Raw genomic sequence first — 6,499 nt, forward strand, 5'->3', positions numbered from 1 at the left:
GAATTGTGGCCGAAGCAGACATAGCATATACTTTTTTTCAATCAGAAGAGCCATCCTTGCTTTACTTTTTGGGCGTATGGCGGGTCAATATATTATACCGCCTGTTCAGATGGCTGTCATCTTCGCCCATGGTACGATCGCCCTCTGTTGTGGCTTTGCTGTGGATGTGATCGATATCACATAACGCGCCTGAATGTTGCGGTACAATGGAGGCCAAGGAGGGGGCCGCAATGCGCGATTTTAATGAAAATCCGTTTATTGTGATTTGGGAATTGACGAGAGCTTGTCAACTCAAGTGCCTTCATTGCCGCGCCGAAGCGCAATACCATCGCGATCCGCGCGAGTTGACGTTTGAGGAAGGGAAAAAACTGATCGATGAGATTTACGCGATGGATCAGCCGATGCTCGTCTTTACGGGCGGCGATCCGCTCATGCGTCCGGATGTGTACGATTTAGCGAAATATGCGATCGATAAAGGGCTGCGCGTGTCAATGACGCCAAGCGCGACGCCGAACGTGACGAAAGAGGCGATCCGCAAAGCAAAAGAGGTCGGCCTGTCGCGCTGGGCATTTAGCCTTGACGGGCCGAACGCCGAGATTCACGACCATTTCCGCGGCGTGAGCGGCTCGTTTGATTTGACGATCCGTGCGATTCAATACTTGCATGAGCTCGACATTCCCGTGCAAATCAACACCGTCATTTCGCGATACAACGTTCATGTGCTTGATGAAATGGCGGAATTGGTTGAGAAGATGAAATGCGTCCTTTGGAGCGTCTTTTTCCTTGTGCCGACAGGCAGGGGGAAGGAGGAGGACATGATTTCCCCCATCGAGCATGAGCGGGTGTTCCGCTGGTTGTATGAAACGAGCAAGCGCGTTCCGTTTGACATTAAAACGACAGCCGGCCAGCATTACCGCCGCGTTGTGCTGCAGGCGAAAATGCGCGAAGGAAAAGCGACAAAAGGCGGCATCCGTTACGAAGATGTGTTGAACCAAGGGTTGACCGGACAAGTCGACGGGCTCGGCCGCGCGCCGAAAGGAGTAAACGACGGCAACGGTTTCGTCTTTATTTCCCATATTGGCGACGTCTATCCGAGCGGGCTGCTGCCGGTCAAAGCCGGGAACGTCCGGGAAACGCCGCTGGCGGACATTTACCGACACTCGCCGATTTTCCAAGACTTGCGCAATCCGGACAAATATAAAGGAAAATGCGGCGTCTGCGAGTTCCGATATGTGTGCGGCGGCTCTCGTTCACGCGCTTACGCTGTAACGGGCGACTATTTGGAAAGCGAGCCGTATTGTGTTTACATTCCAAAGGCGCTGCGGACAAAAGAGCGAAGCCAACGGTAAGAAGGCGGTGAAAAACAGCCGCTTAAAATGACGGCGCTACGGCGTTCGTGAGATGGTTGCCCGGGCGCATGCGGCGGATGTTGGATGTGTGTTCAAAACATACGGGGGAGGAGCAGGCGCCCTTCCCCGTTTTTGTTGAAAGATCATTCGTGGTTCAACTCGACTATAAAGGTCTCGGGCCCGGTCGGCGCCGCGCTTCCTCCTTTTGGTGTTTGTCGCTGCGCTGTTGTTGAATGCTGTTTTGTTTCTTTCGCTCGGCCTGCTCGTGATGGCGTTGGGCATTTTGGTCTTGGTGATTCCGCCTACTTTCGAAGAGTTTGCCCGCATGGTCTGCTTTTTGTTGTTATGTCTTGTGTATATCGCCTTTTGGCTGAATCTCGGCATTTTGTTTTCCGTCGTCTTCCGCCAGGCGGCGACATCCGCGTTGTCGTCGATGGCCGTTTGGCTGTTTTTCAATCTTTTCTACTCGATGATCGTGGAAGTGTTTGCGAAATCGTTTTTGCAGTTTGATGCCATTACGTCCGTCGAGCAGGCGGTCGGCCGTCAAGAGTTGGTGCTTGGTCTCATGAGATTGTCGCCGAGCTACTTGTTCAATGAATCAACAACTGCCTTTTTCGCCGGACGTCCGAACGCTAGGGATCGTCACGGTGGAGCAAACGGCCGGCGCTGTTGCGACCCCCTTGCCATTCTCGCAAAGTTTGCTGCTCATTTGGCCGCAGGTGACCGCGCTCATTGCCGCCACTCTCATCTGCTTTGCGATCGCGTATTGGTTGTTTATGAGGCAGGAGATACGGGCGGAGTGGGTGAGAAAACAAGTTGTTTCCGTAGACGGGGCGGAAGAGATGTGTGCGCCCAACAGCGTTTCTTATCGTTCGGATGTGAAAAACGTTCTGCCAAATCGTGTCCGTTCCTTTTGGGGACGGGCTTTTTCTTTTTTTGGATGTGACAAAACCGTGACAACGCTTGTGGCAAAATGGTGACAACAGGCAAGAATGTGATAAGCCTCACAAATCTGTTTCCTTTTCCTGTGTATGATGGAAGTACAAACAGCGTCACAAATTTTGAAAGTTTGGGAGGGGCTTTTCATGAATAAACAAAAGGCGCTGCTGCCGATTACGACGTTCGCCATGTTGTTTTCATTCGTCGTGTGGGCCGTGTTTTCGCCGCTTGCGAGTACGTTTCAGCAAATGTACGGGCTGACATCGACGTAAAAAAGCATTTTGGTCGCCATTCCGGTGCTGCTTGGCTCGATCATGCGTGTGCCGCTTGGCATTTGGACGGACCAGATCGGCGGGCGCAGGCTGTTTTCGCTGCTGCTCTTGTTTCTTGTCATTCCGCTTGTTGGCGCAGGGTTTGCAGATTCGTATGCGATGCTTCTGTTTTGGGCGTTTTTCATCGGCATGGCCGGAACGTCGTTCGCCATTTCGATGACGTTCGTTTCCCGCTTGACTCCGCCGGAAAAGCAAGGGACGGCGCTTGGGATTAACGCGATGGGCAACATCGGCACGGCGGTTGCTTCGTTTTCCGTTCCATCGATTGCCGCAGCGTTTGGTGTGCCTTGGGCTTTTTGGGGGATGATCATTCCGGTTGTCGTCATGCTCGTTCTCGTTTGGTTTTTCACACCGGATATGCCGAAACCGAAACAACAAAAAACGGTGCGTGAATCGCTGTCGGTATTGAAATATAAACATACGTGGACGTTGTCGCTCTTTTACTTTGTTACGTTCGGGGCGTTTGTTGCTTTCGGCATTTACTTGCCGGCGCTGCTCGTTGACTTGTATGGGTTGACGCCAGTGGATGCTGGGATGCGCGCGGCTGGGTTTACTGTACTCGCTACGCTCGCGCGGCCAGTCGGCGGCTATCTTGGCGATAAAATCGGAGCTGAACGGGTGTTGACGTTCGTCTACGCTGGAATGACAATCGGCGCGTTGGTGATCGCGTTTGGAATGGAAAATATTTGGGTGATGACAGCGGCTTGTTTGTTTGTGGCCGTGATGTCTGGGCTGGGCAACGGTGCGGTGTTCAAACTCGTGCCGCAGCTGTTCCCAGCCGAAACGGGCGCCGTCACCGGCCTTGTCGGTGCCTGGGGCGGACTTGGCGGCTTTTTTCCGCCGATTGTCATGGGGATCCTGAAAGATGCAACAGGTTCGTACGTGCTCGGTTTTCTGCTCCTTAGCTTGTTTGCCCTTATTTGCTTCTTGCTGAACCGGCTCGTATTTGGCAAAAAAGCCGGCGAACCGACGAAGCGATACGCATCGTAAAATCCGATTCCAGATCCAAAGAGGCCAAAAGCATATGCTTTTGGCCTCTTTTTGGTTTGCGGAGGTACAAGTTCAACGAAAGGATGGAAAATGGCGATCCGCAAAGAGGAAGGTCGTTCTCCGTTAGTGAATAGGGCTACATTCGTTACGGTTGCTACATTGCGAATATTTATTGCTCATTATTTCACGAACTTTTCAAACATGGCCGCTCCTTGGTGATACAAATCACTAGGGGAAAAGGCAGAAATGGCGTACGCTGAAGGTGTAAATCAAATCAACTGAAGGGGGGGAAAACAGTGAAACGAAATGTGTCTACGTTGTTGTCAGTTGCGTTGGTTGCATCGCGTTTGGCCGCATGCAGCAACGGGGGAGGAGGAGAGGCAAAGGCGGAAAATAAAAACGGAACAGCGGCAACTACGCAACAGTCTGCTGCGAACATGTTAGCGGCGCATAAAGGATTGAACCAAGCACCGGTGCCGTTGAAAATGGAGCGGATCGGTCTGCATGACGTCCGCGTTGAAATGACGGCGCAAATCACTGACATTGAAATTGACAAAGGGAAAACGTATTATACGGCGGTGAAAAGAAAAAGAAGTGATTCGCATCACAATCGAAAAAAAGAGAGCGTCCGGCAGGCCGCGAACAACGGTCGGTCGGGCGTTCTTCTAATCAGCGCGCCAAAATGGCTTGGTCGTTGCTGTGTATCGAAGGGGAACGATCAGACAGACCCCTAACTACGGTGCACCGCTCACTCAATGCAACAAATATCCGCCGGACAGTCTTCGCATTGAATTTCCGTTTTCAAATAGTTTAAATCATGAACCGTAATTTTCCCCCGCTTCATCGAGATAATCCCTTCCTGTTTTAACGCATTGAGCATCCGGTTGACGCTTTCGCGCGTCGTGCCGCAAAAGTTGGCCAAGTCTTGGTTTTTTAACGTTACGTCAATGAAGATACTTCCATCTTCAAGCGGGACGCCATAACTGTTGCATAAACGAATGAGTGTTGAATAGAGCGCCCCTTTTTTGCCGTGCATGATGAGATCGCGAAACTTCATCTGCGTCCGCCGGACATGCTTGCTGATCCAGCGCATATATTCAAGGGTAAGGGGCGGATTGATCAGCAGCTGCTGTTCCAGTTCCTCTTTGTTTATGACTGCCGCTTCGCCTGGCTCTATTACCTTGGCCGTCAACAAGTAGCGTGCATCGTTCGTAAACAGCGTCAGCTCGCCGACGATTTCCCCGCTTCCGCAAATGCGGAAGCACATTTCTTTTCCGTCCGGGCAAATTTTGCTCACTTGCACTTTGCCGGAAAGAATCAAGTACAGCTCATTGGCCGGCATCCCTTCTTGGAACAAAAAGGAGTGCTTGCGAAGTGGAATCACTTTTTTCGACGATTGCAACAAAGAACGTAAATGGGGAAAATATCCATTCACTGTAGCTTCCATCGATAGCCCCTCCATTCATTCAGCTATTTCTATTGTAAAAATCATCACAGCGGGAGAGAGTGAAAAAAATCACCGGTTACTGTTTTTTTGTGCGAGGCGTCACAATTTTTTTCTAAATTGGTTTTTCCTTTTTCTATGTTACAATGTGAGTAGCATCACAGCATTCTACTGTTTGTTTTCGTATGGTAAAAGGGAGACGGAACAGAGAGAGGCTCGTCGATGGAAGAGTTTTGGTCACCGGTATGGTTATCGATAAACGTATCGCTTCTTGCCGGCGTGATCGTCGCAATCCTTGGAACAGCGGCGGCGAGGTGGATGGCGCGCCGCCGGTTTCGTGGGAAGACGATCGTGGAGACGGTGTTTATGTTGCCGCTCGTGCTGCCGCCGTCGGTTGTCGGTTTTTTGCTTGTTGTGCTGTTTGGGCGGCATAGCCCGATCGGACAGTTGATGGAAACGTGGTTTCACACAACGGTGCTGTTTACACCCGGCGCGGCGGTGATGGCGGCGGTTGTTGTGTCGTTTCCGCTCATGTACCAGGCGGCCAAAGCGGGTCTGGAAGCCGTTGATCCAACCGTTGAAGGAGCGGCGCGCATCGATGGGGCGAATGAGCGCCAAGTGTTTTGGCATATTTCGCTGCCGCTGGCCAGAAACGCCTTGTTGTCCGGGGCGGTGCTGTCGTTTGCCCGCAGCCTGGGGGAGTTTGGCGCGACGCTCATGTTTGCCGGGAATATTCCGGGAAAAACGCAAACGATCCCCACCGCTGTCTATATGGCGATGGAGTCGGGGCGGATGGAGTTGGCGTGGGCATGGGTGGCGGTCACGATTGGATTGTCATTTAGTTTATTGTCCTGTGCGGCGAAACTAGGCCGTTGGCAGCGATAAGGAGCAGGCCATTGGAACATCACGCGGTCCATGAAAGGGGTAGCGTCAAAAGTTCTATGAAAACTCCACACAGATCATACCATTGAGCATCGTGGGGCATGCGGAGGGCCGGATTCGCCCTTGACCAACACCCGCCAAAGGTGGGAAAGAGTCGTCAAGGGCGACGGGGACAAAAAGAAGGCAATAGGAAAGCCGCCCTTGCCATGACCGAATTTTACCTTTGGCGGTGTTCGGTTGGTCAAGGGTTCGCTTCGCCGAATCCGGCAGGAGTTCTGTTCAACGGGCTCCGGCGGACAAAAAAGTCAGGCCGCCTCTTGTTGGAGAAACGCTTGTGCCATGGCGATGAGCTTCGTCCACCGGGCCGGCATATGCGGAAGATCCGCCAGTTCCGGGATGACGACCGGGACCCGGCCTTCGAGTGCGCTATGCGGGCGCAGGAAGTTGAAATACGCCACAAACAGCGTCACAAAGGACACCGAGCCTTCTTCCGCACCAAACCCATGGGTCGGGCGGTAGTTGCCTTTAAAGGTCCGGTTGAATCGCTCGATGATCTGTTTGAG

5 protein-coding genes and 2 pseudogenes are annotated in these 6,499 nt (G+C 52.3%); 5 read left to right on the forward strand and 2 right to left on the reverse strand.

Going from position 1 to position 6,499, the window contains the following annotated elements; translation table 11 throughout:
• Positions 1-230: 230 nt before the first annotated feature.
• The 4 genes and pseudogenes from AP057_RS01745 (at position 231) to AP057_RS17705 (ending at position 4,344) form a co-directional block, all read left to right on the forward strand.
• Positions 231-1,349, forward strand: coding sequence for a TIGR04053 family radical SAM/SPASM domain-containing protein (locus tag AP057_RS01745; RefSeq protein ID WP_033013776.1), 1,119 nt, complete (start codon positions 231-233; stop codon positions 1,347-1,349).
• A gap of 208 nt (positions 1,350-1,557) precedes the next feature.
• A pseudogene (locus AP057_RS01750) lies at positions 1,558-2,146 on the forward strand (ABC transporter permease subunit); the annotation flags it as partial.
• A 288-nt stretch (positions 2,147-2,434) separates the two neighbouring features.
• Positions 2,435-3,610: pseudogene (locus tag AP057_RS01755) on the forward strand (nitrate/nitrite transporter).
• Positions 3,611-3,906: 296 nt separating this feature from the next.
• Positions 3,907-4,344, forward strand: coding sequence for a hypothetical protein (locus AP057_RS17705; protein WP_049625535.1), 438 nt, complete (start codon positions 3,907-3,909; stop codon positions 4,342-4,344).
• Between the two features lie 14 nt (positions 4,345-4,358).
• Here AP057_RS17705 and AP057_RS01765 read toward each other — a convergent pair whose 3' ends face one another.
• Positions 4,359-5,057, reverse strand: a complete 699-nt coding sequence (locus tag AP057_RS01765; RefSeq protein WP_055357929.1) for a Crp/Fnr family transcriptional regulator — start codon at positions 5,055-5,057, stop codon at positions 4,359-4,361.
• 219 nt (positions 5,058-5,276) lie between these two features.
• On the opposite strand from AP057_RS01765, the gene modB reads away from it, so the two are divergent.
• Positions 5,277-5,939: a molybdate ABC transporter permease subunit gene (gene modB, locus AP057_RS01770; protein WP_033845516.1), complete on the forward strand. Its 663-nt coding sequence runs from the start codon at positions 5,277-5,279 to the stop codon at positions 5,937-5,939.
• A gap of 302 nt (positions 5,940-6,241) precedes the next feature.
• On the opposite strand, the gene AP057_RS01775 is transcribed toward modB, so the two are convergent.
• Positions 6,242-6,499 (reverse strand): integrase core domain-containing protein (locus AP057_RS01775; RefSeq protein WP_142758404.1); only part of this gene is annotated, 258 nt, incomplete at its 5' end.

This window comes from Geobacillus sp. Sah69 (genome assembly GCF_001414205.1).
GTDB classification, from domain to species: domain Bacteria; phylum Bacillota; class Bacilli; order Bacillales; family Anoxybacillaceae; genus Geobacillus; species Geobacillus stearothermophilus.

Bases quoted from the DNA above. Each gene is read 5' to 3' on its own strand.
- modB (WP_033845516.1), top strand. From the start codon at position 5,277: ATGGAAGAGTTTTGGTCACCGGTATGGTTATCGATAAACGTATCGCTT.
- AP057_RS01745 (WP_033013776.1), top strand. From the start codon at position 231: ATGCGCGATTTTAATGAAAATCCGTTTATTGTGATTTGGGAATTGACG.
- AP057_RS01765 (WP_055357929.1), bottom strand. From the start codon at position 5,057: ATGGAAGCTACAGTGAATGGATATTTTCCCCATTTACGTTCTTTGTTG.